The organism is Loigolactobacillus iwatensis (genome assembly GCF_003950295.1).
GTDB classification, from domain to species: domain Bacteria; phylum Bacillota; class Bacilli; order Lactobacillales; family Lactobacillaceae; genus Loigolactobacillus; species Loigolactobacillus iwatensis.
Genome location: NZ_RHNP01000087.1, coordinates 1 through 1,315 on the forward strand (window position 1 = coordinate 1; position 1,315 = coordinate 1,315).

Here is a 1,315-nt window from a genome sequence, read left to right on the forward strand (position 1 = left end):
TGGGCCTAGAATAAAAAGTGTACAAGTTAAATAGAGACTCTGATTTAGTATAATTAAGGAAGTAAATTGGAGGATCAAATAATGACGAAGCACAGTTATGACAAGGAATTTAAGGAACAGGCCGTTCAGTATTACTTAGATAACAAGGATCACATGACCATGAATGAAATAAGTAAGAATCTAGGTATTGGGGCTAGTACATTACATAAATGGATTAAGCTGTTTACTGAGACTGGGGAGTTTGGCCGTGGCTCTGGTAATTTTGCCAGCGATAAGGACAAGGAGATTGCACGACTAAAGCGTCAACTTCGTGACGCTGAAGGAGCGATCGAAGTGTTAAAAAAATCAATCGGGATTCTGAGCAAGTAACTACCGAAAAGGTATACCAAGAAATGGACGTTCAGCACGCTTTGGAATCCCACCCTTCCATCAATGGTATGTGTGATTATGTTGGAATCTCAAGAAGTGGTTACTATCAACGAGAAAAGCGTCATAATCACCAATCACCGCGAAAGCTTCGGAAGAAGTTTATTCAAGGTGAAATTAAAGCAATTTGGCTCAAAAGCCTTTGTATTTACGGTGCCGGCAAAATCACCCAAGAACTTCGCTCAAAAGGATATAAGATCGCTGAACGAACTGTTGGTAAGTATATGCGTGAACTTGGCATTCACGCCGTTTACCTAACCCCTTGGACGACTACCACTCGCAATTCTAAGTTTGATAAACAGCTAATAAATATTTTAGACGAGCAGTTCAATCCATTGCGACCAAACGCCGTTTGGTGCATTGACACCACTTATATTCCAGTTCATGACGGATTCGTTTATTTAACCAGTATTATGGACTTGTACTCCCGACGGATCATTGGTTGGGACTTATCTGAAACCTTGGAGGTATCGAATGTCATCCCACTTATTGAAAAGACTAAGCACAGTCGCCATATTAGCAAGCCATTAATCATGCACAGTGATCGTGGTAGTCAGTTTACGTCTGAAGCTTACAATCAAGTTACAGCTAACATGACATTAAGCTATTCAAAGAAAGCTTATCCTTGGGATAATGCCTGCATTGAGTCGTTTCATGCCTTGATTAAGCGTGAATGGATAAATCGGTTTAAAATCCATTCATACTCCGAAGCTAAACGACTAGTTTTTCAGTACATTGAAACGTTTTACAACACAGTTAGAATTCACAGTCACTGTGGATTCAAATCACCAAAGCAACTTGAAGATGAGTATCAAACTCAAATTCAAAATTTAGTCGTGGCATAGGACAAAAAAGTCTCTATTTAAATTGTCTATTTTATTGACAGGGG

At 39.3% G+C, this 1,315-nt stretch carries 2 protein-coding genes; both read left to right on the forward strand.

Annotated elements, in window-relative coordinates:
• Positions 1 to 81: 81 nt before the first annotated feature.
• On the forward strand, positions 82 to 369 hold the full coding sequence (locus tag EKM98_RS11990; RefSeq protein WP_003688751.1) for a transposase: 288 nt from the start codon (positions 82 to 84) through the stop codon (positions 367 to 369).
• Between the two features lie 23 nt (positions 370 to 392).
• Positions 393 to 1,271 (forward strand): IS3 family transposase, encoded by an 879-nt coding sequence (locus EKM98_RS11995; RefSeq protein ID WP_010011610.1) that lies wholly within the window; start codon positions 393 to 395, stop codon positions 1,269 to 1,271.
• The last annotated feature ends 44 nt before the right edge of the window (positions 1,272 to 1,315 follow it).

What these genes read in the sequence shown, in the direction of transcription:
- EKM98_RS11995 (WP_010011610.1), top strand. Translation starts at nt 393, where the DNA reads ATGGACGTTCAGCACGCTTTGGAATCCCACCCTTCCATCAATGGTATG.
- EKM98_RS11990 (WP_003688751.1), top strand. Translation starts at nt 82, where the DNA reads ATGACGAAGCACAGTTATGACAAGGAATTTAAGGAACAGGCCGTTCAG.